The 25,125-nt window shown below is 74.1% G+C and carries 20 protein-coding genes; 11 read left to right on the top strand and 9 right to left on the bottom strand.

From position 1 onward, the window contains the following. Positions 1-163 precede the first annotated feature (163 nt). The 5 genes from D7I43_RS04115 (at position 164) to D7I43_RS04095 (ending at position 6,737) form a co-directional block, all read left to right on the top strand. Complete coding sequence (locus D7I43_RS04115; protein WP_120327002.1) at positions 164-1,081, top strand: RecB family exonuclease; 918 nt, start codon at positions 164-166, stop codon at positions 1,079-1,081. Between the two features lie 76 nt (positions 1,082-1,157). Further along, positions 1,158-2,351, top strand: coding sequence for a sensor histidine kinase (locus D7I43_RS04110; protein WP_120327001.1), 1,194 nt, complete (start codon positions 1,158-1,160; stop codon positions 2,349-2,351). A 31-nt stretch (positions 2,352-2,382) separates the two neighbouring features. Continuing rightward, entirely contained in the window at positions 2,383-3,063 is a 681-nt protein-coding gene (locus D7I43_RS04105) for a response regulator (RefSeq protein ID WP_120327000.1), read from the top strand. 354 nt (positions 3,064-3,417) lie between these two features. Continuing rightward, the gene (locus tag D7I43_RS04100) at positions 3,418-4,185 is read left to right on the top strand and encodes an ABC transporter ATP-binding protein (RefSeq protein WP_120326999.1); all 768 of its coding nucleotides are present in this window, start codon (positions 3,418-3,420) and stop codon (positions 4,183-4,185) included. Then, entirely contained in the window at positions 4,185-6,737 is a 2,553-nt protein-coding gene (locus D7I43_RS04095; protein WP_120326998.1) for an ABC transporter permease, read from the top strand. Before D7I43_RS04100 ends, D7I43_RS04095 begins: the two co-directional genes overlap by 1 nt. Positions 6,738-6,850: 113 nt before the next feature. Here D7I43_RS04095 and D7I43_RS04090 read toward each other — a convergent pair whose 3' ends face one another. Beyond that, a complete protein-coding gene (locus D7I43_RS04090; RefSeq protein WP_120327099.1) occupies positions 6,851-7,513 on the bottom strand; it encodes an HAD family hydrolase in 663 nt (220 codons plus the stop codon). A 111-nt stretch (positions 7,514-7,624) separates the two neighbouring features. Next, complete coding sequence (locus D7I43_RS04085) at positions 7,625-8,371, bottom strand: neutral zinc metallopeptidase (RefSeq protein ID WP_192902054.1); 747 nt, start codon at positions 8,369-8,371, stop codon at positions 7,625-7,627. A gap of 397 nt (positions 8,372-8,768) precedes the next feature. Between D7I43_RS04085 and D7I43_RS04080 the strand changes: the two genes are divergently transcribed. The 4 genes from D7I43_RS04080 to D7I43_RS04065 all read left to right on the top strand — a co-directional run bounded on the left by D7I43_RS04080 (position 8,769) and on the right by D7I43_RS04065 (position 13,055). After that, positions 8,769-9,161: a YciI family protein gene (locus tag D7I43_RS04080; protein WP_240032793.1), complete on the top strand. Its 393-nt coding sequence runs from the start codon at positions 8,769-8,771 to the stop codon at positions 9,159-9,161. A gap of 3 nt (positions 9,162-9,164) precedes the next feature. After that, positions 9,165-10,406, top strand: a complete 1,242-nt coding sequence (locus tag D7I43_RS04075; protein ID WP_120326996.1) for an RNA polymerase sigma factor — start codon at positions 9,165-9,167, stop codon at positions 10,404-10,406. A 137-nt stretch (positions 10,407-10,543) separates the two neighbouring features. Then, a complete protein-coding gene (locus D7I43_RS34035) occupies positions 10,544-11,428 on the top strand; it encodes a S1 family peptidase (RefSeq protein ID WP_120326995.1) in 885 nt (294 codons plus the stop codon). A gap of 202 nt (positions 11,429-11,630) precedes the next feature. Continuing rightward, complete coding sequence (locus tag D7I43_RS04065; RefSeq protein ID WP_120326994.1) at positions 11,631-13,055, top strand: M1 family metallopeptidase; 1,425 nt, start codon at positions 11,631-11,633, stop codon at positions 13,053-13,055. Between the two features lie 90 nt (positions 13,056-13,145). Here D7I43_RS04065 and metH read toward each other — a convergent pair whose 3' ends face one another. Next, positions 13,146-16,661 carry a methionine synthase gene (gene metH, locus D7I43_RS04060; protein WP_120326993.1) on the bottom strand — a complete coding sequence of 1,172 codons (3,516 nt, stop codon included), beginning with the start codon at positions 16,659-16,661 and terminating at the stop codon, positions 13,146-13,148. 339 nt (positions 16,662-17,000) lie between these two features. Between metH and D7I43_RS04055 the strand changes: the two genes are divergently transcribed. Next, on the top strand, positions 17,001-17,870 hold the full coding sequence (locus D7I43_RS04055; RefSeq protein WP_120326992.1) for a PAC2 family protein: 870 nt from the start codon (positions 17,001-17,003) through the stop codon (positions 17,868-17,870). Between the two features lie 658 nt (positions 17,871-18,528). Continuing rightward, positions 18,529-19,320: a GntR family transcriptional regulator gene (locus D7I43_RS04050; RefSeq protein ID WP_120327097.1), complete on the top strand. Its 792-nt coding sequence runs from the start codon at positions 18,529-18,531 to the stop codon at positions 19,318-19,320. A 280-nt stretch (positions 19,321-19,600) separates the two neighbouring features. Here the strand turns inward: D7I43_RS04050 and mshC are convergent, their stop codons facing one another. From mshC to D7I43_RS04020, 6 genes are all read right to left on the bottom strand, one after another. Then, positions 19,601-20,839, bottom strand: coding sequence for a cysteine--1-D-myo-inosityl 2-amino-2-deoxy-alpha-D-glucopyranoside ligase (gene mshC / locus D7I43_RS04045; protein WP_120326991.1), 1,239 nt, complete (start codon positions 20,837-20,839; stop codon positions 19,601-19,603). Between the two features lie 133 nt (positions 20,840-20,972). Then, the gene (locus D7I43_RS04040; protein ID WP_120326990.1) at positions 20,973-21,791 is read right to left on the bottom strand and encodes an SCO1664 family protein; all 819 of its coding nucleotides are present in this window, start codon (positions 21,789-21,791) and stop codon (positions 20,973-20,975) included. Continuing rightward, complete coding sequence (locus tag D7I43_RS04035) at positions 21,788-22,366, bottom strand: DUF3090 domain-containing protein (RefSeq protein ID WP_120326989.1); 579 nt, start codon at positions 22,364-22,366, stop codon at positions 21,788-21,790. The genes D7I43_RS04040 and D7I43_RS04035 overlap by 4 nt, the downstream gene beginning before the upstream one ends. A 120-nt stretch (positions 22,367-22,486) precedes the next feature. Next, positions 22,487-23,200 (bottom strand): MSMEG_4193 family putative phosphomutase, encoded by a 714-nt coding sequence (locus D7I43_RS04030; protein ID WP_120326988.1) that lies wholly within the window; start codon positions 23,198-23,200, stop codon positions 22,487-22,489. Positions 23,201-23,288: 88 nt separating this feature from the next. Further along, positions 23,289-23,948 carry a response regulator gene (locus D7I43_RS04025; protein WP_240032788.1) on the bottom strand — a complete coding sequence of 220 codons (660 nt, stop codon included), beginning with the start codon at positions 23,946-23,948 and terminating at the stop codon, positions 23,289-23,291. After that, positions 23,930-25,036, bottom strand: a complete 1,107-nt coding sequence (locus tag D7I43_RS04020; protein ID WP_204985153.1) for a sensor histidine kinase — start codon at positions 25,034-25,036, stop codon at positions 23,930-23,932. The genes D7I43_RS04025 and D7I43_RS04020 overlap by 19 nt, the downstream gene beginning before the upstream one ends. Between the last annotated feature and the right edge of the window lie 89 nt (positions 25,037-25,125).

Raw genomic sequence — 25,125 nt, 5'->3', positions numbered from 1 at the left:
GCACCCCGAACACCCGCCCCACGCTCACGCCGGGGCCGGGGCGGGGCCGGCGCCGCGGCCGGGAGGTCTGCTCCATCGGGTCGATGCTACGGACTGCGCCCGCGGCGCCGCGCGGGCGGCGGGGGCGCGGGCGGTGTCAGACCGGTGCCCTAACCTTCCGGGCATGACGGCGGAACCGGTGACGACGCGACAGCCCACGGCCGCGGCGGAGGTGCCGCCGACAGTGCGGGCGTCGCTGTCGCCGTCGCGGGCGGCGGATTTCAAGACCTGCCCCCTGCTCTACCGCTTCCGCAGCATCGACCGGCTGCCCGAGCGGCCCACCGTCGAGCAGGCCCGGGGCACGCTGGTGCACGCGGTGCTGGAGCGTCTGTTCGACCTGCCGGCCGGGGGTCGCACCCCGGCGGCGGCGGCCGACCTGGTGGCCCCCCAGTGGGACCGGCTCGTCACCGAGCAGCCGGAGCTGGCGGAGCTGTTCGGTGCCGACGCGGACCCGGCGGCCGTGGGCGAGTTCCTCCGGTCCGCCGCGGCGCTGCTGGAGGGCTACTTCGCGGTGGAGGACCCGCGCCGGCTGGAGCCGGCCGAGCGGGAGAGCCTCATCTCCGCGGTGGTCGACGACGAGCTGCTGATCCGCGGCTACCTCGACCGGCTCGACGTGGCGCCGGACGGGGCGCTGCGCGTGGTCGACTACAAGACCGGCGGGGCGCCGCGGGAGGCGTTCGAGGCGCGCGCCCTGTTCCAGCTGAAGTTCTACGCGCTGGTGCTCTGGCGCACCCGGGGGGTCGTGCCCCGGGTGCTGCGCCTGCTCTACCTGCGCGACGCGGAGGTCTGCGACTACACGCCCGACGCCGAGGAACTGGTCCGCTTCGAACGAACGGTGGTGGCGCTGTGGCGGGCGATCGAGCAGGCCACCGCCCAGCAGGACTTCCGGCCCCGACCGAGCAGGCTGTGCGACTGGTGCAGCCACCAGGCGCGGTGCCCGAGCTTCGGCGGCACGCCGCCGCCGTTCCCGCTGGGGGCGGCCGACGCCGACCCGCTGCGCGACGCCCGGTCGCGGCCGGCGCCCCCCGGCGCGGACGAGTGACCCTCATCCCTGGGGAGGAGGGCAGGCTCACCTTCGGCGACGATCATCGCGGCCGGGCGGCGGCTAGCGTCGCGGTATGACCGAGCGCCCGTGGGTGGTGCTGCGCCGGCACCCGCTGGCCGTCGACGCCCTCCTCGCCGCCGCCCTGGTGGCGCTGGACGCGCTGTTCGCCGTGATCGCGGCGCCGCGGAGCACGCCGCATCCGCTGCCGCTCGCGCTGCTCTGGAGCGTGCTGTGCGCGTTCCCCGTCGCGCTGCGCCGGGTCGCGCCCCGGGCGGCGGTCGCCGCGGCGCTGCCGACGCTGGCGCTGCCGGCGCTCACCGGCGGCGGTCCCGGCGCGCAGGGTCTGGCGTTCGCCATACTCACGTACACCCTGGCGGCGCGGCGACCGGCCCGCTCGGCGGCGCTGGCCGCGGCCGTGCTGTGGGTGCCGGTGGTGGTGGTCACCGTCGTGGCCCCGCCGAGCAGCGCGCAGGACGTGGGGCCGGTCCTGCTGGTGCTGAACAACCTGCTAGTCGGGCTGCTGTCGTACGCGGTGGGGCGGGTGGTGCACGCCCGGCGGGCGGCGACGCTCGCGCTGCGGGAGCGGGCCCGGGTGGCCGAGGAGCAGCAGCGGGCGCTGGCGGCGCAGGCGGTCGCCGACGAGCGCCGGCGCATCGCCCGGGAGCTGCACGACGTGGTGGCGCACCACGTGAGCGTCATGGGGGTGCTGGCCACCGGTGCGCGGCGGGTGCTGCGCCGGGATCCGGACGCCGCCGACGAGGTGATCGGCACGATCGAGGAGACGGGCCGCGCCACGCTGCGGGAGCTGCGCCGGCTGCTGGACGTGCTGCGCACCGAGGCGGAGCCGGCCGCCGACCTCGCCCCGCAGCCCGGCCTGGCCGGCATCGAGGCCCTGGCCGAGCAGGTCCGCGAGGCCGGCCTGCCCGTGACCGTCCGGGTGGAGGGCGGCCCGCGGGTGGTCGAGGACGGGGTGGCGCTGGCGGTCTACCGGATCGTGCAGGAGGCGCTCACCAACGTGCTCAAGCACGCCGGCGCGGCGACGGCCGAGGTGCGCATCGCCTACGGCGAGGCGGCCGTCGAGGTGGAGGTGACCGACACCGGGCGCGGTCCGGCGCCCGACACCTCCCGGGTGGGGCACGGCCTGGTGGGCATGCGGGAGCGGGTCGGCCTCTACGGTGGGGTGCTGCGGGCCGGCGCCCGCCCGGGCGGCGGTTTCCGGGTGTACGCGAGAATTCCGGTGGAGCGAGAGGGCCAGGTCGCGGCGTGAGCCGGCGCGGCGGGGCGGGACAGGGGGCACGATGACCGACGGGACGGCACGGCCGGTACGCGTCCTGCTCGCCGACGACCAGCCGCTGCTGCGCACCGGGTTCCGGATGGTGCTGGGCACCGAGGACGACCTGGACGTCGTCGCCGAGGCCGGGGACGGCGTGGAGGCGGTGGACCTGGCGCGCCGGCTGCTGCCCGACGTGGTGCTCATGGACATCCGGATGCCGCGGATGGACGGGGTGGCCGCCACGCGGGCCATCGTCGACGCCCGGCTGCCGGTGCGCGTGCTGATCCTCACCACGTTCGACCTGGACGAGTACGTGGTGGGGGCGCTGCGCGCCGGGGCGAGCGGCTTCCTGGCCAAGGACGTGCCGGCCGAGGACCTCGTCACGGCCATCCGCACCGTGGCCGCCGGTGAGGCGGTCGTGGCGCCGCGGATCCTCAAGCGGCTGCTGGACCGCTTCGCCGACGTGCTGCCGGACCCGTCGGCGGCGCCGCCGCGTTCCCTGGCGGCGCTGACCGACCGTGAGCGGGAGGTGCTCGTGCAGGTGGCGCGCGGGCTGTCCAACGCCGAGATCGCCGCCGAGCTGTCGGTGAGCGAGACCACGATCAAGACCCACGTCGGGCACGTGCTCACGAAACTGGGACTGCGGGACCGGGTGCAGGCCGTCGTGCTCGCGTACGAGACGGGTCTGGTCCGCCCTCGGGGGTAGGGCGGGCCGGCCGGCTACGTCGATGGGCGTACCCGAAGATCCCTCCGTGGTGCGACGGCCCGGTTGCCGCCGTCACCTACCGTGACCGCAGACGGTCCGGCGCGGTTGACTCTCACGCGGCGTGAGCTCCTAGCGTCGGCCGGGTGCCGTTGCCGGCGGCGACGAGGACGCGGCGACGGCACGCCCGGTCAGGGTCAACCCTGAGCCGGGATGGGGGGCACCCGCAGCGCGGAAATCCGCGCCGGCTCCGCCCGTAGGCGGACGGATCCGGGGTGGCCAGCACGGACGATGGGACTGCCGCGTCGAAACCAGCGGGGGCGGCGCGGACCAACCTGACGACAAGAGGGAGACGACGTGACCGCGACGGTAGGCCGGCAGGCGCAGGCCGCGGCCCGGGCGAGCGACGTGTGGAAGGTGTACGGCAGCGGTGAGGCGCAGGTCATCGCGCTGCGGGGGGTCAGCGCGGAGTTCGAGCGGGGGCGCTTCACCGCGATCATGGGCCCGTCCGGGTCCGGCAAGTCGACGCTCATGCACTGCCTGGCGGGCCTGGACACGGTGACCCGGGGGACGGTGTCGATCGGCGACACCACGGTCACCGGCCTCGGCGACGCGGGGCTGACGAAGCTGCGCCGGGACAAGGTGGGCTTCATCTTCCAGCAGTTCAACCTGCTGCCCACGCTCAGCGCGAAGGAGAACATCCTGCTGCCCCTGTCGATCGCGGGGCGCAAGCCGGACCCGGCCTGGTACGACACCGTGATCGACACGGTCGGTCTGCGGGACCGGCTCGACCACCGCCCGGCGCAGCTCTCCGGCGGGCAGCAGCAGCGGGTGGCGTGCGCCCGCGCGCTGGTCTCCCGCCCCGAGGTGATCTTCGCGGACGAGCCGACGGGCAACCTGGACTCGCGCGCCGGCGCGGAGGTGCTGAACTTCCTGCGCAACTCGGTGCGGGAGCACGGCCAGACGATCGTCATGGTCACCCACGACCCGACGGCCGCCGCGTACGCCGACCGGGTGGTCTTCCTCGCCGACGGGCAGATCGTCTCCGAGCTGATCGAGCCGACCGCCGAGACCGTGCTGGACACGATGAAGAAGCTGGACGCCCCGACCGAGGTGAACGGCTGATGCTGCGGGCGACGCTCAAGAGCCTGCTGGCGCGCAAGCTGCGGCTCGTGCTGTCCGGCCTGGCGGTCGTGCTGGGCGTGATGTTCGTCTCCGGCGCGTTCGTGCTGACCGACACCCTCGGCCGCACCTTCGACGCGATCTTCGCCGACGCGTACGAGGGCATCGACGTCAACGTCGCGGCCAAGCCGAAGATCGCCCTGTCGGAGATGGAGGGCGAGCAGACGCCGCCGCCGTTCCCGGCGGCGACGGTCGAGAAGGTCCGCGCGGTGCCGGGGGTGGCCGAGGCCACGGGTGTGATCGCCGCCGACGGGGCGCGGCTGATCGGCAGCAACGGCAAGGCGGTGGCCTCGTTCGGGCCGCCCCAGTTGGGTGAGAACTGGACCGGCGAGTCGGACCTGATCCGGCTGCGCGAGGGTCGCGGCCCGAACGCCGACGGCGAGATCGTGATCAACAAGGGGCTCGCGACGGCAGGAAAGGTGGCCGTCGGCGACCGGGTGGGTGTGCTCACCCCCCTGGGCCCGAAGCAGGAGTTCACGATCGTCGGGATCTTCGGTTACAGCGGCGGCCGGGACTCCATCGGCGGGGCCAACGAGATCATGTTCACCACGCCGGTGGCGCAGCGGCTGATGCTCGGCGAGGCGGGCACCGTCAACAGCGTGTCGGTGAAGGCCGCGGACGGCGTGTCGGCCGAGTCGCTGCGTGACGCGGTGGCCACGGCCGTGGGCGACGCGTACGAGGTGAAGACCGGCAAGCAGCTCTCCGACGAGGCGGCGGCCGGCTTCAAGGAGGCGCTGTCCTTCTTCAACCGGATCCTGCTCGGCTTCGCGGCGGTGGCGCTGCTGGTGGGCACGTTCCTGATCCTCAACACGTTCTCGATCATCGTGGCGCAGCGGACCCGGGAGCTGGCGCTCATGCGGGCCATCGGCGCGGGCCGGCGGCAGATCGTCAGCTCGGTGGTGCTGGAGGCCGTCGCCGTGGGTCTGATCGCCTCGGTGCTCGGCCTGGCCGCCGGCATCGGCATCGGCGCGCTGCTGGCGTGGGCGTTCGGGAACCTGGCCGGCGGGCTCACCCTGGCCGGGCTGGGCGTGCCTGCGAGCGCCGTGATCAGCGCGTTCGCCGTCGGCATCGTGATCACCGTGGTGGCGGCGCTGCTGCCGGCGTTGCGGGCCTCGCGGATCCCGCCGATCGCCGCCATGCAGGACGTGGCCACCCCGGACCGGCCGCTCACGAAGATCACGGTGGCCGGTGGGCTGGTCACGGCCGTCGGCGCCGTGCTGCTCTTCCTGGGGCTCGGCGGCAACGCCGGCGACAACACGCTGGTGACGATCCTCGGCGGGGTGCTGTTCGCCTTCATCGGCGTCGCGCTGCTGACGCCGCTCATCAGCCGGCCCGTGGTGAACCTGCTCGGCACGATCTTCGCCTGGTCGGTGCCGGGCAAGCTGGGCCGGCTCAACTCGGGGCGCAACCCGCGCCGCACCGCCATCACGGCGGCCGCGCTCATGGTCGGCATCGCCCTGGTCACCGGCGTGACGGTGATCCTGGACTCGGCCAAGAGCAGCATCAGCGGCCTCGCCCAGGACAGCATCAAGGCCGAGCTGGTGATCTCCGGGGTGCAGAGCGGCCCCCGGCCGCCGACGTTCGACCCGGCGGTGCTGGAGAAGGTCGCCGCGATCCCCGGTGTCCGGCTGGTCGACGGCGAGTACGGCGACATGGCCGTGGTCGGCGGCGAGCGGACGTGGGTGGCCGCGAGCAGCGAGGTCGGCGCGCTGCGGCAGATCTTCGGGGCGACCCCCACGGCGGGTGACATCGACCGGCTCGCGCCGGACGAGATGCTCGTCAGTTCGGACGTCGCGAAGAACCGCGGGCTGTCGGTCGGCTCGACGGTGCCGGTGCAGCTGGCCCGGGGCGACGCCCGCACCTACACGGTCAGCGGCATCTACACGGCGAGCCAGCTCACCAACCCGGTCGTGCTGCCGCCGCAGGCGGCCCGCGACTTCGCGATCCCGCAGCCGATCCAGGGCTTCATCCAGCTCGCCCCGGGCACCCGTGTGGCGGACGTGCAGCCGCAGGTCGAGGCGCTGCTCGCGGACTCGCCCGAGGTGTCGGTGGCGGACCGGGACGCGTTCATCGAGCAGCAGGCCAGCCAGCTCGACGGGCTGCTCACGATGATCCAGATCCTGCTGGCGCTGGCCATCGTGATCGCCGTCCTCGGCATCGTGAACACCCTCGCCCTGTCGGTGCTGGAACGCACCCGCGAGCTGGGGCTGCTGCGGGCCATCGGCCTGCGCCGGGCCCAGACCATGCGGATGATCACCGTGGAGGCCGTGGTGATCTCGGTGTTCGGGGCGCTGCTCGGCGTCGTCGTCGGCGCCGGTCTCGGCGCGGCCGTGGTCGAGGCCCTCAAGGACGAGGGCATCACCGACCTGATCCTGCCCTGGTCGCAGATGGGCGTCTTCCTCGGCCTCGCCGCGATCGTCGGCGTCGTCGCGGCGGTGCTGCCCGCGATCCGGGCCGCCCGGATCAACGTCCTGGGCGCGATCGCCCACGACTGACCGTCCGGCGGGGCCCCTCGTCCGCGTTCCGCGCGGCGAGGGGCCCGCGTCGCTCAACGGTGGCGGCCGATGGGCCCCTCGTCCGTGTTCCGCGCGGCGAGGAGCCTCGCCGCTCAGCCTCGGCGGCCGGCGGGGGCGCGCCGCTCGAGCAGCGTGGCGAGCAGGTCCAGGTCCGCGCCGGCCAGGCTGTCGAGCTGGTGTACGCCGTCCGTCGGCGGCAGCGGCACCTCGGCCGGCACGGCCAGCACGGCGGCGCCCGCCGCGAGCGCGCTCGCCACGCCGGTCCGCGAGTCCTCGATCGCCACGCACCGCTCGATGGGCACACCGAGCAGCCGGGCCGCCGTCAGGTACGGCTCCGGGTCCGGCTTGGGCGCGGCCACCTCGTCGCCGCAGACCACCGCGTCGAAGCTGTCCCGCCCCAGCGTCTCCAGCGCCACCTCGACCAGCGGCCGGCCGCTGGACGTCACGAGGGCGGTCGGGATGCCGGCCGCGCGGACGGCCCGCAGCAGGGCCATCGCGCCGGGCCGCCAGCGCAGCCCGCTGCGGAACAGCTCCAGGATCCGGGCGTCGATCCACGCGGCGCTGGCGGCCGGGTCCCGTTCGGGCTGGCCGAGGTCGTCGTGGACGATGCGCATCGACTCGGCCATGCTGGTCCCGGTGATCGCCCGGCGGGCCGCGTCGGAGAGGGTGCCGCCGTACGACTCGGCAAGCTCCTGCAGCGCGATGTCCCACAGCTTCTCGCTGTCGACCAGGGTGCCGTCCATGTCGAAGAGCACGGCGGCGGGGTGACGGCTGGTGAGCGGATCGTGCGGCATCCCGGGATCCTCTCAGGGTCGCGCGCCGCCCACCCCGGCGGTACCCGGTCGGGTGACCTGGGCCAACGTGTTTCAGCCCAGGCCGCAGGCCGACAGGGAGTTCTCGTAGCCGCGGAAGAACGACTCGGTGCGCTGCTCGGCGGTGCCGTGCGAGCCCTCGGCGAACCACGGTTGGCCGGGGTCGTCGCCGACGGCCGCGAGGCCCTCCCGGAACTCCTCCAGGTCGCCCTCGGCCAGGGTGAGGTCGCCCGCCCGCACCGAGTCGCCGAGGTACGCCCCGGCCATGCAGTCGGCCTGCAGCTCCTGCTGGATCGTGAAGTCGTAGCGGACGCCGAGGCGCACCTGGACGCCGTGCGCGTACTCGTGGCCGAGCAGGTAGAACACGAACGCGTCGCCGACCTGGCGGAACGCGGCGACCGACCAGGTCACGTCGTAGGCGATGAAGTCGCCCTGGGAGCAGTAGACGGCGTTGTTGCGGGGCAGCGGCTGCCCGCCGCAGGACACCTCCCCCGCCCGCTGGTACGGGATGATCCGCCGGATCGGCTGGAACCTCTCGCCGGACTCCCGGAACCGCGCGGCCCAGTAGCGCTCGGCGACGGCCTGCGCGCTGGCGACGTCCTCGGCGAACTCCTCGATGCTCGTGGTGCTGTCGGCGCGGGTCGTGGTCGCCTCGGGCTCCACCGTCGGGGCCGGCGGCGCCGGCTCCCCGCCCTGCGGGTCGGAGACTCCGCCCACGAAACATCCGGCCGCGGCGAGCACCGCCGCCACGAGGCCGGCCAGCCGGACCCGGGAACGACGTGCCGAGCCTGCCTCCACCATTGCCCTCCCCGGCGTCCGTGCTGCCGCACAGCCATACCCCGGCGGCGCGTCGACCATGCGTCAGTGCTCACGGCCGGCGGGCCCCGCCGGTTCACCACCGGCCGGATCCCCGCCGCCCGCCGCGGTCAGGACGGGCCGCCGCCGCCCGGCCACCCGGCACGTCGCGTCGCCGGGCTCGCCGCGCCGGGGCGTGGCGCGGGGACTGGACGCGGTCCGGTGCGAGACGCTGTCCTGGACGTCCCGCGCGGCGCCGCTACGCGCCGGCCGCCCGGGGTCCGGGCGTGGCGGGGTCGGGCGCGGTGACGGACCGCCGGCGGCGTGTCCGGAACGGGGTGTCGGCCTCGACGTCCCCGGTGAGCGGCGCGCCGCGCCGGCGGAAGGAGCAGACGTGAAGTACATGATCATGCTGTACGGCTCGCAACAGGACTACGACGTCCTGTCCGGGCGGCCGGGCGACAAGCCGGCCATGTCCCCGGAGCAGGTGGCGGCCATGCACGCGCACATGGAGAAGGTCCACCAGGCGCTCGTCGAGTCCGGGGAGTTCGTCGACGCCCGCGGCCTGACCGCGCCGGTGCACGCGCGCCGCGTCCAGGTCAGGGACGGACTGCCGGTGGTGACCGACGGGCCGTACCCGGAGACGCAGGAGGTGCTCGCCGGCTACACCATCGTGGAGTGCGCCAGCTTCGACCGGGCCACCGAGATCGCCGCCGGGTACGTGAACCCGGACGCCCCCGGCGAGTACGTCGACGTGCGGCCGGTGCTCGACGGCGTCGAGGACCTGGCCGGCTGACCGGTGCCCGGCACGACCGTCGAGGACCTGCTGCGCGACCTGGCGCCGCAGGTCCTCGGCGCGCTCGTCCGCCGCTACGGCCACTTCGACACCGCCGAGGACGCCACCCAGGAGGCGCTCATCGCCGCCGCCACCGCCTGGCCCCGCGGCGGCGTACCCGACGATCCCCGGGCCTGGCTGATCGCGGTGGCCGCCCGCCGCCTCACCGACCTGCTCCGCCGGGAGCAGGCGCGGACCCGGCGGGAGGACACGGTGGCCCGGTGGGTGCGCCCCGCCGACCGGGTGGCGCCGCCCGCCGACGAGGCGCCCGACGACGGCGACGACAGCCTCATCCTGCTCTTCCTGTGCTGCCACCCGGCGCTCTCCCCGGCCTCGCAGATCGCGCTCACCCTGCGGGCCGTGGGCGGGCTCAGCACGGCGGAGGTGGCGCGCGCGTTCCTGGTGCCGGAGGAGACCATGACCCGGCGCATCAGCCGGGGCAAGCAGCGGATCCGCGCCAGCGGCGTGCCGTTCCGGATGCCCACCGGCGCGGAACGACGCGAGCGGCTCGCCGCCGTGCTGCACGTCCTCTACCTGATCTTCAACGAGGGGTACGCCCGCACGAGCGGGCCCGGCCTGTTCCGCGCCGACCTCGCGGCCGAGGCGATCCGGCTGACCCGCCTGGTGCACCGGCTGCTGCCCGACGACGCCGAGGTGGCCGGGCTGCTCGCCCTCATGCTGCTCACCGACGCGCGGGCGCCGGCCCGGGTCGGTCCGCACGGCGAGCTGGTGCCGATGGCCGAGCAGGACCGGAGCCGGTGGAAGGCCGCGCAGATCGCCGAGGGCGTCGCGCTGGTCAGCGCGGCCCTGCCCCGCGGGCCCGTCGGCCCGTACCAGGTGCAGGCGGCCATCGCGGCCCTGCACGACGAGGCGCCGAGCGCGGCGGAGACGGACTGGGCGCAGATCACCGCCCTCTACGAGGTGCTGCGCGGGATGAACGACAACCCGGTGGTGGCGCTCAACCACGCGGTGGCGGTCGCCATGAGCCGCGGCGCTCCGGCCGGCCTGGCCCTGCTCGACGACCTGGCCGCCGACGGCCGGCTCGCGCGCGACCCCCGGCTGCCCGCGGCCCGGGCGCACCTGCTGGAGCTGGTCGGCGACCGGGACGCCGCCCGGGACGCCTACCGGGAGGCGGCCGGCCGGTCGACGAACCTCGCCCAGCAGCGCCACCTGCACGCCCGCGCCGACCGGCTGACCGGCAACTGACGGCTTGCGCAGCGATCGACAGACGCAAATACTGACGGGAGCGTGTGTCAGGCGGGCACATCGACCAACCGCAGCGATGCGTCACCCCGACGCCGACCCACGAGGCCACCATCCGACTCGCCTCCAAGGAGGAGACAGTGAGCCTCACACCCTCTCCCACCCGCCGCCACACCGTCTGGTCCAAGCTGGTCGCCGTAAGCGTCGGCCTGGTCGCCACCGCCGCCTTCGCGCCGTCGGCGGCCGCCGCGTCGTCACCCCGGGACTACAGCGCGAGCCAACTGGCCGAGGTCAGCGACGCCGTCCAACGCTCCGGCGTCGAGGGCATCGCCTGGCACGTGGACGCCGCGTCCGGACGGGTCGTCGTGACCGCCGACGACAGCGTCTCCCGCGCCGAGCTCGCGAGGATCACGAAGAGCGCCGGGGCGAAGGCCGGCGCCATCCGGGTCGAGCGGGCGAAGGGTGTGTTCGCCCCGCTCCTGGGCGCCGGCGACGCCATCTACGGCGGTGGATACCGCTGCTCGCTCGGCTTCAACGTGGTCAGCGGCGGCACCTACTACTTCCTGACGGCCGGACACTGCGGAAACGTCGCCAACACCTGGTACACGAACTCCAGCCAGACCACGCTCGTCGGCCCGACCGTCGGCTCCAGCTTCCCGGGCAACGACTACGCGCTGGTCCGCTACGACAACACCTCGCTCACCCACCCCGGCGGCTTCACCGTCGCGGACGCCTTCGTCGGTGAGTCCGTCACGCGCACCGGCTCGACAACCGGCACCCACCGGGGCACCGTGACCGCGCTGGACGTCTCGGTCCGCTACGTCGGCAAGGGCGGCGGCACCGTACGGGGCATGATCCAGACCAACGTCTGCGCCGAGCCCGGCGACTCCGGTGGCCCCCTCTACGACGGCACCCGGGCGCTGGGCATCACCTCCGGCGGAAGCGGTGACTGCCGCAGCGGTGGCACCACCTTCTACCAGCCGGTACGCGAAGCGGCCAACGCGTACGGCGTGACCGTCTACTGACCCGACCGGCGAACGTGGAGGGCTCCCCGGCCGTGCCGGGAGCCCTCCACCCGGTCGCGGGCCGCGTCATCCCGCCACCCTCGACACGCGCCGCGACGGTGAGGTGGCCTCCAGACCTTGACGCGGGGGCGCCCCGTGCGCGTGGATGGGGCAGACACACGCTGCCCGGCACCGCGCTGGCAGTCCAATGGAGAGGAACCACATGACAGTCCCACGCCTGCGCAGCGCCGCACTGGCCACGGTCGTCCTCGTGGCTGCCGGGTCGGCGGTGGCGCCGACCGCGGCCGGCGCGGCACCCGGCGCCCCGGGAGCCCCCCGGTACTCGGCCGGCGCGGCGAGCGCCGGGGACCCGTACTTCCCGGACCAGGGCAACGGCGGGTACGACGTCCAGCACTACGACCTCACCTTCTCCTACGACCCGGCCAACCGGTTCATGGATGCCACCGCCACCATCACCGCGGTCGCCACGCAGGACCTCGACCGGTTCGACCTGGACTTCCGCGGCCCGGAGGTCTCCGCCGTGACGGTCGACGGGCATGCGCACGGCTTCAGCCGACACGGCCAGGAGCTGGTCGTCACGCCGCGGCCGAAGCTCAAGACCGGACACAGGTTCACCGTGGTGGTGAAGTACGCCGGCGTACCGGGCCCGGTCACCGACCCGGACGGGTCGATCGAGGGCTGGGTGCCCACCGACGACGGCGCCTTCGTCGTCGGGGAACCCCAGGGCACGCCCGCGTGGCTGCCCACCAACGACCACCCGACCGACAAGGCCACCTTCCGGTTCACCGCGACGGTGCCGGCGGGGCTCACCGCCGTCGGCAACGGCCAGCTCCTGTCCCAGAAGACCCGGAACGGCTGGACCACCTTCGTGTGGGACTCGACCGAGCCGATGGCCACCTACCTGGCGACGATCACCATCGGCACCTTCGTGGTCACTGAGTCGACCACCTCCGGCGGGATCCCCGTCTACGTGGCGACCGACCCGCGGCAGGTCTCCGGGTCCGCCGCGGCGGTGGCACAGATCCCCAGGATGATCGACTTCTTCTCCACGCTGTTCGGCCCGTACCCCTTCGCCTCGACCGGGGCGATCATCGACCGGGCACCCGAGGTGGGCTACGCCCTGGAGACCCAGACCAAGCCCATCTTCTCCAGCCCGGCAAGCGTCGGCACGATGGCCCACGAACTGGCCCACCAGTGGTACGGCGACAGCGTCTCCCCGGAACGCTGGTCGGACATCTGGCTCAACGAGGGCTTCGCCACCTACGCCCAGTGGATGTACACCGAGTACAACGGCGGCGCGTCGGTCAGCCAGACCTTCAACAGCGGCAGCAACTACGGTCGCGCCGCGTCGTCGCCGTTCTGGCAGATCGTCCTCGCCGACCCGGGCCCCGAGGAGATGTTCAGCAACATCCCGTACAACCGGGGCGCGATGACCCTGCACGCGCTGCGCGGCAAGGTCGGCGACGACACGTTCTTCCGCATCCTGCGCGGCTGGGCGGCCAGCCACCGGTACCACCACGCCGGAACGGCCGACTTCATCGCCCTCGCCGAGCGGGAGTCCGGACGGGACCTCACCGCCTTCTTCGACGTGTGGCTGTTCCAGAAGGGCAAGCCCACGACCTGGTGACGGAGGGCCGAGGCCCGCGACACCGGCTACGCGGCTCTGCCCGGTGCGACGCCGTCGACCGAGCGAGCGAAAGTCGCGGGCCTCCCCTCGTCACTTGGCGTTGAAGTAGCTCGCCTCCGGGTGGTGCACCACGATCGCGTCGGTGGCCTGCTCCGGCATGAGCTGGAACTCCTCCGACAGCTGCACACCGATCCGCTCGGCCCCGAGCAGCTCCACGATCTTGGCCCGGTCCTCCAGGTCGGGGCAGGCCGGGTAGCCGAACGCGTACCGGCAGCCCCGGTAGTCGGTGCGCAGCAGACCCGCCAGGTCCGCGGGGTCGTCGTCGGCGACCGTACGCCCGTCGGGCAGCGTCAGCTCGGCGCGCACCCGCTTGTGCCAGTACTCGGCCAGCGCCTCGGTGAGCTGCACGGACAGGCCGTGCACCTCCAGGTAGTCGCGGTACTCGTTGCGGGCGAACAGCTTCGCCGTGTACTCGCTGATCGGCTGGCCCACCGTGACCAGCTGCAACGCCACGACGTCCAGCTCGTCCCCCCGCGGGCGGAAGAAGTCGGCGAGACACAGCCGGCGCTCCTGCCGCTGCCGGGGGAACGAGAACCGGGCCCGCTCCGCGTGCCCGTTCTCGTCGAGCACCACGAGGTCGTTGCCCTCCGAGTACGCCGGGAAGTACCCGTACACCACCGCCGCCTCGAGCACCTGGTCGGCGATGAGCCGGTCCAGCCAGTAGCGCAGCCGCGGCCGGCCCTCGGTCTCCACCAGTTCCTCGTACGACGGGCCCTGGCCGCCGCGCGCCCCGCGCAGCCCCCACTGGCCCAGGAACGTGGCCCGCTCGTCGAGCAGCGCCGCGTAGTCCGCGAGCGGCACACCCTTGACCACCCGCGTACCGAAGAACGGCGGCGTGGGGATCTCCACGTCCACCGCCACGTCGGAGCGGACCGAGGCGTCGTCCAGCGCCGGCAGCGACTCGTGGACCACGGCCCGCTGCCGCTCCCGCCGAGCACGCCGCGCCGCGAGCGCCGCCTCCCGTTCCGGGTCGACCACCGGCGTGCCGCCCCGCTTGGCGGCCATCACCCGGTCCATGAGCGACAGGCCCTCGAACGCGTCCCGCGCGTAGTGCACCTGCCCGGGGAACATCGACCGCAGGTCGTCCTCGACGTACGCCCGGGTGAGCGCCGCACCACCCAGCAGCACCGGCCAGCGCTCCGCGACCCCGCGACTGGCCATCTCGGCCAGGTTCTCCTTCATGACGACCGTGCTCTTCACGAGCAGCCCGGACATGCCGATCGCGTCGGCCCGGTGCTCCTCGGCGGCGTCGAGGATCGCGCTGATCGGCTGCTTGATGCCGATGTTCACGACCTCGTAGCCGTTGTTGGACAGGATGATGTCGACGAGGTTCTTGCCGATGTCGTGCACGTCGCCCTTGACGGTGGCCAGCACGATCCGGCCCTTGCCGCCGTCGTCGGCCTTCTCCATGTGCGGTTCGAGGTACGCGACCGCGGCCTTCATCACCTCGGCCGACTGGAGCACGAACGGCAGCTGCATCTGGCCGGACCCGAACAGCTCGCCGACGACCTTCATGCCGTCCAGCAGCGTGTCGTTGATGATCGACAGGGGCGTACGGCCCTCGGCCATCGCCGCGTCCAGGTCGGCCTCCAGGCCGTTGCGCTCGCCGTCGATGATCCGCCGCTTGAGCCGCTCCCCCAGCGGCAACGCGGCCAGTTCCTCGGCCCGGCTGATCCGCGCCGACGCCGCGTCGACCCCCTCGAACAGCTCGATGAAGCGCTGCACCGGGTCGTACCCCTCGCGGCGCCGGTCGTAGATCAGGTCGAGCGCGACCTCGCGCTGCTCCTCCGGGATCTTCGACATCGGCAGGATCTTGCTGGCGTGCACGATGGCCGAGGTCAGCCCGGCCTGCACGCACTCGTGCAGGAAGACCGAGTTGAGCACCTGCCGGGCCGCCGGGTTCAGACCGAACGACACGTTGGAGATGCCGAGCGTGAAGTTGACACCCGGCCAGCGGCGGGCGATCTCCCGGATCGCCTCGATCGTCTCGACGCCGTCGCGGCGGGTCTCCTCCTGCCCCGTGGCGATCGGGAAGGTCAGCGCGTCGATCAGGATGTCCGACCGGCGCATCCCCCACCGCCCGGTGAGGTCCTCGATGAGCCGCTCCGCGACGCGGACCTTCCACTCCCGCGTACGCGCCTGGCCCTCCTCGTCGATGAGCAGCGCCACGACGGCCGCGCCGTGCTCCCGGACCACCGGCATCACCCGGGCGTAGCGGGAGGTCGGGCCGTCGCCGTCCTCGAAGTTCACCGAGTTGACCACGCACCGGCCGCCGAGCATCTCCAGCCCCGCCTCGATCACCGCCGGCTCGGTCGAGTCCAGCATGATCGGCAGCGTGGACGCGGTGGCGAACCGGCCAGCCAGCTCCCGCATGTCCTGGGTGCCGTCGCGGCCCACGTAGTCGACGCAGAGATCCAGCAGGTGCGAGCCGTCCCGGGCCTGCCCGCGGGCGATCTCGACGCACGCCTGCCAGTCCCCGGCGAGCATCGCCTCCCGGAACGCCTTCGAACCGTTGGCGTTGGTGCGCTCCCCCACCATCAACACGCTGGCGTCCTGCGCGAACGGCACGTGGTGGTAGATCGACGACACCCCCGCCTCCGGCGCCGGCCGCCGGTCGACCGGCCGGAGCCCGCCCACCCGCTCCACGAGGACCCGGATGTGCTCGGGCGTCGTGCCGCAGCAGCCGCCGACCAGCGCCACCCCGTAGTCGGTGATGAACTGCTCCAGGGCGTCGGCCAGCTCCACGGGGCTGAGCGGGAAGTACGCCCCGTCGGCGGTGAGCACTGGCAGGCCCGCGTTCGGCATCACCGAGACCGGGATCCGCGAGTGCTGCGACAGGTAGCGCAGGTGCTCGCCCATCTCCGCCGGGCCCGTCGAGCAGTTGAGGCCGATCAGGTCGACGCCGAGCGGTTCGATGGCGGTCAGCGCCGCGCCGATCTCGCTGCCGAGCAGCATGGTGCCCGTCGTCTCCACGGCGACCTGGCAGATGATCGGCACGTCCCGCCCCAGCTCGGCCCGCGCCCGCTTGGACCCCACCACCGCGGCCTTGACCTGGAGCAGGTCCTGGCACGTCTCGATGATGAGCGCGTCGGCGCCGCCGGCGATGAGGCCCGCGGCGTTCTCCTGGTAGGCGTCGCGGAGGGTCGCGTACGCCGCGTGACCCAGGGTGGGCAGCTTGGTGCCGGGCCCCATCGAGCCGAGCACGAACCGCGGCCGCTCCGCGGTCGCGTACGCGTCCGCGGCCTCCCGGGCCAACCGCGCCCCCGCCTCGGAGAGTTCCCGGATGCGGTCGGCGATGCCGTACTCGGCGAGGTTCGGCAGGTTCGCCCCGAAGGTGTTCGTCTCGATGCAGTCCGCGCCCGCGGCCAGGTACGCCTCGTGCACGCCCCGCACGACATCCGGGCGGCTGACGTTGAGGATCTCGTTGCAGCCCTCGTGCCCCTCGAAGTCGTCCAGCGTCAGCTCGGCGGCCTGCAGCATCGTGCCCATCGCCCCGTCGGCGACGAGGATCCGGTCGGCCAGCGCGTCGAGAAACGAAGTCTGCACGGCTTCAGGCTAATGCGGCGGAGACGTCACCGACCCTCCCCGGCGCGCCGTCCCACATTCTGTCGGCTGGATCACGCTGTCCGGTTCGACCGGTCCCGCCGGGTTGTGCGCACGGTTGTCCCCCGGCCGCGTGTTCGGTGGTCCGCCGGGTCGTCCGCCCGGCCCGACCGGCGCGGCCGGCGGGCCGCATCCCGGCCCGGGACGTAGGCTGACGGACGTGAAGGAGTACAGGGACGCCACCACGCGCCAGGGGCGGTCGGCCGGGCCCCGCCCGGCGCGCCGAGGACGACCGACCGCGCCCCGCCCGGGTCGGCGTCACGAGCAGGGTGAGGTGACGGCGTGACCGAGTTCGACGGACTGCCGGTGCTGCGCTCCCCGGTGGCCATCGCCGCGTTCGAAGGCTGGAACGACGCCGCCGACGCCTCCACCGCCGCGGTCGAGCACCTCGAGCAGGTCTGGGAGGCCCGACCGATTACCGAGCTGGACCCGGAGGACTTCTACGACTTCCAGGTGAGCCGGCCGACGATCACCATGGCGGAGGGCGAGACACGCCGCGTCGAGTGGCCCACCACCCGGTTCATGGTCGCCAGCCCCGAGGGCACCGAGCGGGACGTGGTGCTCATCCGCGGCATCGAGCCGAGCATGCGCTGGCGCACCTTCTGCGAACAGGTGCTGGAGGTCTGCCACAGCCTGGAGGTCGAACGGGTGGTGCTCCTCGGGGCGCTGCTGGCCGACGTGCCGTACACGCGGCCGCTGCCGATCAGCGGCAGCGCCTCCGACACCCGGGCCGCCCAGCGCTACCAGCTGACCCCCACCCGCTACGACGGCCCCACCGGCATCGTGGGCGTGCTGCACGACGCGTGCACCCGGGCCGAGGTGGACGCCGTGTCGTTCTGGGTGCACGTGCCGCACTACGCCAACAACCCGCCCTGCCCCAAGGCCACCCTCGCCCTGCTGCACCGCGTCGAGGAGGTGCTCGACCTGCCGGTGCCCATGGCCGACCTGGCCGAGGAGGCCGCCGAGTGGGAACAGCGGGTCCGCAACGCCGCCGAGCAGGACGCCGAACTCGGTGAGTACGTCCGCGAGCTCGAGGAACGCGTCGGCGACGCGGGCATCACCCCGCTGACCGGCGACGAGATCGCCCAGGAGTTCGAGAAGTACCTGCGCCGCCGGGGCGGCTCCGCCGGCCCGACCGCCGGTTCCTGGTAACGCGCGTCTGACGTACGGTGCCCGGGCCGCTCGCGGCCCGGGCACCGTCGTGTCGGCTCCTCCGTGACCGTCTGAGCTTTGTCGTGCCCGCCCCCCGTGCCCGCTCCCCCATGCCCGTCCCGCGCCCCGTCGTGCCCGCTCCACCGGGCCTGCCCCGAGCCCCGTCCGTTGGTCGTGCTCGCGCGCCTGCCCGGGCTCCGTCGTGCCGGAGTCCCCTCGGTCGCCGCCGGCTTGAGGCGACTACTGCCCGGATGTTGTCGGATCGTCGCGGGGTTGATGCCCCTACTTCCGGGATGTTGCCGGGGTGCCCGGCCGACGCCACCCCGCCCTGGTTGTGAAGGTCCCCCGCCGGGCGAGGCCACTACTTCCTGGATGTTGTGGCTTCCGCCGCGGGCTGAGGCCACTACTTCCTGGATGTTGTCGGGTCCGGTGCCCGTTGAGGCCACTACTTCCTGGATGTGGGGGGTCTGCCGCTGGGTGAGCCCACTACTTCCTGGATGTTGCGCTGCCGAGCCTCTTTCTGCGGGTCGCCGCGCCGCACGGCGGGGATGCCCGCCGAGCCGGTCGCTCGGCATCTGCTGCCGTCGGCGTGTCGGGGTCGCGCGCCACACCCTCCCTACGGCATCCTAGGAACCTAGCCGTGGACGAGGAGGAGGGCATGCAGATCAATCCGGGCGCCGCCGAGTTCCCGCACCGGCAGATCGCCGCGCAGCTCAAGGCTCGGGTGCGTCGCGGTGACTGGGCACCCGGCGAGCGCCTGCCGTCGATCCCGGCCATGGCGGAGATGTTCGGCGTGGCCAAGCAGACCGTCCAGCGTGCCGTCGACCAGCTCCGCGTCGAGGGCGTCCTGATCACCAAGCCCGGCTCGGGCACGTACGTCCGAGGCACCCGGCGGCGACTCAACCGCCTCTCCCGCGGTCGCTACGGCGGCTTCCGCGGCTACCACACCGATCTCGCCGCCCGATACCGGCAGCAGCTCGTCTCCGTCGGGCGCGCCCCCGCGCCGCCCGAGGTCGCCGACGCCTTCGGCGTGGCCGACGGCACCGAACTGATCTGCCGTCGGCACCTCGTCCGCACCGACGACTCCCCCGTCGAGGTGGGCGCGTCCTGGTTCCTGCCGGCCGACGCCGCCGGCACGTCCCTCGAACGGGCCGAGGCGTTCGGCCGGCCGCTCTACCAGGAGGCCGAGGAGGCGACCGGGCGCCGGTACGTCACCGCCACCGACACGATCAGCGCCCGCCAGCCCAGCCGGGAGGAGGCGGAAACCCTGCAGATCAGGCCCGACACACCGGTGCTGCACCTGCTGCACGTCGCCTACGACGGCGCCCGCAAGCCGATCGAGGTCGCCCAGGCGACCTGGCCCGGACCGATGACCACCCTCACCGAGGAGTACAAGATCCCGGCCCCGGCCGCAGAACCGGACCCCGACCCCGGCCTGGTCCTGGGCTGACCGGGGCGGGCGGGGAGGGGCGTGGTCCTGGGCTGACCGCCCCAGCCCCAGCCCCAGCCCCAGCCCCAGCCCCAGCCCCAGCCCCAGCCCCAGCCCCAGCCCCAGCGATCTTGCACTTTCGGCCCTCGATTCGCGGCTAACGCCCCGATTCGCCCGGGCACAAAGTGCAAGATCGCGGGGGTGGGGGCCGCGGGCGCGCACGGCGCGCACGGCGCGCGCGCGGCGTGCACGGAGCGCGCGGCGCCGGGGCCCTGTGGGCTTGGTGCGCGGGGGGCGGGGACTAGAGGGCTACGCCGAGGAGGGCGTCGACCGTCTTCGCGAACAGCGCCGGCGCGCCCGCATTGTCGCCCACGCCGGCCAGCGCCTGCTCCGCCCACGCGTCGGCCAGCGCCAGCGCGCCGGGGCTGTCGAGGTCGTCGGCGAGCCGTGCGCGTACGCCCTCGAGGAACTCGGCCCCCGACGGCCCGGCGGGCGCGGCGGCGGCCCGGCGCCAGCGGGCCAGCCGCTCCTGCGCGGCGGCCAGCAGCTCCCCGGTCCAGGCCCGGTCGCTGCGGTAGTGCCCGGCCAGCAGCGCCAGCCGGACCGCCATCGGGTCCACCTTGTCGGCGCGCAGCCGGGACACGAACACGAGGTTGCCCTTGGACTTGGACATCTTCTCGCCGTCCAGCCCGATCATGCCGGCGTGCACGTAGTGGCGGGCGAACGGCGCCTCGCCGGTGAGCCGCTCGGCGTGCGCCGCGGACGCCTCGTGGTGCGGGAAGAGCAGGTCGTTGCCGCCGCCCTGCACGTCGATCCGGTCACCGAGCAGGTTGAGCGCGATGACGGCGCACTCGATGTGCCAGCCGGGCCGCCCGGCGCCCAGCTCGCCGCCCGGCCAGGACGGCTCGCCCTCGCGGGCGCCGCGCCACAGCAGCGGGTCGAGCGGGTCGCGCTTGCCGGCCCGGTCGGGGTCGCCGCCGCGCTCGGGGAAGATCTCCAGCATCTCGTCCCGGCTGAGGTTGGACTCGTAGCCGAAGCGGGGCGCGGCGGAGACGTCGAAGTAGATGTCGCCGGTGCCGTCGTCGAGCCGGTACGCGGCGCCGTCCTTGAGCAGGAGCAGCACCTTGTCGGCGATGTCCGGGATCGACTCGACGGCGCCCACGTAGTGCTCCGGCGGGATGATCCGCAGCGTCTCCATGTCCTCCCGGAACAGCGCCGTCTCCCGCATCGCGAGGACCACCCAGTCCTCGCCGTCGCGCTCGGCGCGTTCCAGCAGCGGGTCGTCGATGTCGGTGACGTTCTGCACGTACCGCACCGTCAGGCCGGCGTCCCGCCACATGCGCTGCACCAGGTCGAACGTGATCATGGTGGCGGCGTGGCCGAGGTGCGTGGCGTCGTACGGGGTGATGCCGCAGACGTACATCCGCGCCACGTCGGCCGGGTCACTCGGGTGGATGCCCTGTCGCGCCGAGTCGTACAACCTCAGCGGCTGGCCCCTGCCCGGCAGCCGCGGCACCTCGTGTCCCGCCCACGCTTCCATGATTGCCAGCCTAACGAGCCGTACGACAGCGGGTGGGCACGGCCACGGGTGATCAACATGACAGCGCCGGGCGGGACGCGGCCGGGCGGGCTGCCGGGCCGCGGCCCCGAAGGCCCCGGGCGGACCCCGCCGGTCAGATCGGCGGCCAGGGGACCGCCGGCCAGTCCTCGGACGGCAGCGGGAACCGGCCGGTGTCGCGCAGCCGGTCGATGCGGGCGGCCAGCTCGGCGATCTCGCTGATCGTGAGGTGCTCGGCCAGTTCCTCGCCGAGCGGCCCGGCGACCTGGCCGGCGAGCGTGTCGAGGACCTGCACGGCGTCCGGCGGCAACTGCCGACCGGCCCAGCCCCAGAGCACCGTGCGCAGCTTCCCCTCGACGTGGAAGCTCACCCCGTGGTCGACGCCGTAGATCCGGTCGTCCGGCCCGACGAGCACGTGCCCGCCCTTGCGGTCCGCGTTGTTGATCACGGCGTCGAGCACCGCGAGCCGCGCCAGGCGGGGATCGTCGGCGTGCGCCAGGGCGTACGGGGTGCCGTCGTCGTCGCGGGCCGCGGCGATCGCGAACCAGCGGGGCGGCAGCGCGTCGGCCGGCACGAACCCGACCAGCGGCTCGGCGTCGGCCGGCTCGTCGATCCAGAGCTGGCACGATCCCGGGCCGAACGGGCCGTCGCGCAGGACCGTCGGGGGGACCAGGTCCCAGCCGGTGGCCCGGGAGACCAGGTAGGCCGAGACCTCCCGGCCGGCCAGGGTGCCGTCCGGGAAGTCCCACAGCGGCCGTTCACCGCGTACCGGCTTGTAGACGCAGTGGGCGCTGACCCCGTCGAGGGTCAGCACCCCGCGCAGCGTGGCGTTCGACGCGTCGACGAGCCGTCCTTCGAGGGTGAGCTCGCCGTCGCGCAGCAAGCGGAGCGCGGCGTCGCCGTCCTGCCGGGGCTGGATGCCGGACGACGTCACCGGTGGTAACCGTTGTGCCGCGGGCAGAGGTGCCCGGCGGGGTCCAGCGGCTGGCCGCAGAGCGGGCAGGGCGGGCGGCCGGCGTTGACCACGCGGCGGGCCCGCTCGATGAACTCGCGGGTCGCCTGCGGGGTCAGCCGGACCCGCAGCCGGTCGAGGTCGTCGTCCGGCTCGTCGTCGTCCTCGTCCTCGTCGTCGTCGGAACCGCCCAGCTCGACCTCGGCCTCCGCCTCGCCGGCGGCGATCGCCTCGATCACGACGGTCGCGGTGTCGACGTCGAAGGCCAGGCCGAGGGTGCCGACGCGGAACTCCTCGTCGACGGGCGTGTCCAGCGGGTCGTTGTCGCCGAGCGTCGTGGGCGCCTCGGGCAGCTCCACCCCGAACCGGCGGTGGGCCTCGGTGAGCAGTTCCTCGAGCTTCTCGGCGAGCAGGGACACCTGGACCTTCTCCAGCGCGACGCTGACCAGCCGGCCTCCGCCGCGGGCCTGGAGGAAGAACGTCCGCTCCCCCGGAGGCCCGACGGTCCCGGCGACGAACCGCTCCGGCGGCTCGAAGGCGTGCACCTGGTGGGTCATACCCACGACCCTATCCGGCCCGTCACGGCGTCGCGCACCCCACCGACCCGAATCGCCGCCTCGCGCCACACCCGGCGCAGCCCACCCGGCCGCCCCGGGTGGCCCGGCCCCGGGCGCCGGTCACCGGGTCGCGCCGGCGCCGCCGCCCACCGCCGCGTCCGAGTCGGTCCGCCGGGGCGCCCGCCGGCGCCGCTTGCGCGGCGGCGGGACCAGGCCCGCGAGGTCGCCGCCGGTGTCGTTCAGGCGTACGAGGAACGGCCGCAGCGGGGTGTAGCGGATCACGGTCACCGACGCCGGGTCGGCCACGATCCGCTGGAACAGATCCAGGTGTACGCCGAGCGCGTCCGCCACGATGGCCTTGATCACATCGCCGTGGCTGCAGGCCAGCCAGAGCGCCTCGGGGCCGTGCTCGGCGTTGACGCGGGCGTCCCACGACCGCACCGCCGCGACGGCGCGGGCCGCCATCTCGGCCATCGCCTCCCCCTCCGGGAAGACGGCCGCGCTCGGGTGCTGCTGCACCACCGGCCAGAGCGGGTCCTTGGCCAGCTTCTTGAGCGGCTGCCCCTCCCATGTGCCGTACCCGCACTCGATGAGCCGCTCCTCCACGACCGGGGCGACGTCCGGCAGCGCCAGTTCGAGGGTCTGCCGGCAGCGGACGAGGGGGCTGGTCACCACGGCGGCGAGGGGCAGCCCGCGCAGCCGTTCACCGACGGCGGCCGCCTGCCCCCGGCCGGTCTCGTCCAGCTCGACCGGTTGCCGGCCGGCCAGGCCGCCGTCGGCGTTCGCGGTGGTCCGGCCGTGTCGCAGAAGCAGAAGGGTCGCCACGGTGACCACCCTAGGGCCTGCCCCGCCGCCCCGGCCCGCCGCGCGCCCCGGGTCGGCACGCGCCGCGGCACCGGCGTCCGGACGGGTGCGACCCGGCTCAGCGCAGGATGCCCTCGTGCAGGGCCCGCAGCACCGCGTTGGTGCGGTCCCGAGCGCCGAGCTTGAGCAGGATCGTCGAGACGTGGTTCTTCACGGTCCCCTCGGCGAGGAACAGGGCGCCGGCGATCTCCCGGTTGGTGTACCCCTCGGCCACCAGCCGCAGCACCTCCAATTCGCGTCCGGTCAGCTCCTGCGGGGTGGACCCGGCCACGCCGACGGGGGCGGGCGCCGACCGGATGGCGCGCAGCAGCCGGTCGGTGATCGACGCGGCGATGAGCGTCCCGCCCGAGGCGAGGGTCTCGACGGCCCGGGTCAGTTGCTCGAGCGTGACGTCCTTGAGCAGGTAGCCGCGCGCGCCGGCGCGTACGGCGTCGAGGAGGAGAGCGTCGTCGTCGAAGGTGGTGAGCACGAGCACGGGTACGTCCACCGCACGGTCGCTCAGCTGCCGCAGCGTCCAGATGCCGTCGCGGTGCGGCATGCGCAGGTCGAGCAGGGCGACGTCCGGGCGGTGCGCCACGATGACGTCCAGCGCCGTCGCGCCGTCGTCCGCCTCCCCCACGACCTCGATGCCCGCGAGGTCGAGCAGGCGGCGGATGCCCTGACGGACCAGCGTCTGGTCGTCCACCACCACGACCCGGGTCATCGGACCGGCGCCCACGCGGTGACCCGGAAGCCGGACGCGCCGTCGTACGCGATGTCACCGCCGAGCGCCGCGAACCGCTCCGCGATCCCGCGCAGCCCGTTGCCCGGGACCACCTCGGCGGCGCCCTTCCCGTCGTCGGACGCCGTGAGCCGGATCGTGTCGCCGTCGCGCGCCACGCTAATCCACAGCTCCCGCGCCGCGGCGTGACGCAGCGTGTTCGTCACGATCTCCTGCACGGCCCGGACGAGGGCGGCCGTCTGCTCCTCGTCGGCCTCGACGTCGTCGCTCACCTCGACCGCGACGTCCAGGCCGGGAACGTCGCGGCCGACGTCACGCAGCGCCTGCGCAAGGTCGGTGGCCGGCGCGGCGCGCAGCGCGCCGACCGTGACGCGCACGTCCGCGAGCACGTCGCGGGCCACCTGGTTCGCCCGCTCGACGTGCTCCCGCGCGGACTCCCCCGTGCGGTGGCGGGCCGCCTCCAGTTCCAGCGTGAGGACGGTGAGCTGGTGGCCGATGAGGTCGTGCAGCTCGCGGGAGATGCGCAGGCGTTCCGCCGTACGCGCGGACCCGGCCAGCAGCACGCTCGCGGCCTGCAGGTCGACGTGCGCCCGGGCGAGTTCGTGGCGCAGGCGCCGCTCCCGCCCGATCGCCGTGAGGCTGAACACCGTCGCGAGCTGGATCAGCGCGTAGAACACCGGGGCGGCCGCGAGCTGGAACCCGTCGTCGTGCACCCGGCTCACGGACACCGCCACCACGGCGGTGTTCAACGCGACCACCACGAGGTTGGCCGGCAGTCGGACGACCTCCGGCCCGAGTGCGGCGACCACGACCAGCAGGATCGGCAGCAGCCCGGCCTGCGGGGCGGAGAGCACGGTGCCCCAACTGGCCGCCACGGCGACGCCGAAGGCGGCACGTCGCGGGAGGAGACGCCCCGCCCCGGCGACGGCGACGAGGGCCGCGACCAGTGTCGTGAGGAGCAGCGCGACCCACACCGGTGGCGGAACGTCCGGCTCGACCAGACCGACCACGACGGGCGACGCGGCGCCCAGGCACACGGCGAGCATCACGAGGCCGGCCCACTCGTCGAGCCCCACGCGACGCATGGGTCCACTGTAGCGACGGGGCCACCCCGGCCAGGGGTGCCGGAAGTCACGACCGACGTCGCTGACCTGCGGCACAGGCGGCCGAGCGG

Origin of the sequence: Micromonospora globbae, from assembly GCF_003610785.1 — a bacterium.
Classification (GTDB): domain Bacteria; phylum Actinomycetota; class Actinomycetes; order Mycobacteriales; family Micromonosporaceae; genus Micromonospora; species Micromonospora globbae.
The sequence above is the reverse complement of the archived record's forward strand: the minus strand, read 5'-3'. Positions and strand labels throughout refer to the sequence as shown.